This window comes from Alkalihalophilus lindianensis, assembly GCF_032843265.1.
Classification (GTDB): Bacteria; Bacillota; Bacilli; order Bacillales; family Bacillaceae_D; genus Alkalihalophilus; species Alkalihalophilus lindianensis.
In genome coordinates this window covers 1-247 of sequence record NZ_JAWJBA010000803.1, presented here as the reverse complement: position 1 = coordinate 247, position 247 = coordinate 1, and the positions used below count along the sequence as shown (strand labels likewise).

The following is a 247-nucleotide window of genomic DNA, read 5'->3' as shown; positions in this document are numbered from 1 at the left end:
CTATTATTTACAGCCGCTCACTAGTTTGCCTTTATTTTTCAAAAAAATATAAAAATAAAGAAGGAATTAAACAGGTTTTGTTGAATTAATAAACTAGCTTGTACTTTAAGGAAAAGGGTGTGAACACATGGAGGTAACTGACGTAAGATTACGCCGAGTTAATACTGATGGTCGTATGCGGGCAATTGCATCAATTACTTTAGATAATGAATTTGTTGTCCATGACATCCGTGTCATTGATGGAAAC

1 protein-coding gene is annotated in these 247 nt (G+C 34.0%); it reads left to right on the top strand.

Annotation, left to right across the window (positions count from 1 at the left end; all coding sequences use genetic code 11):
• Window positions 1-127: 127 nt before the first annotated feature.
• Window positions 128-247: septation protein SpoVG family protein (locus RYX56_RS24390; protein ID WP_317124389.1), on the top strand; the 120-nt coding region annotated here is incomplete at its 3' end.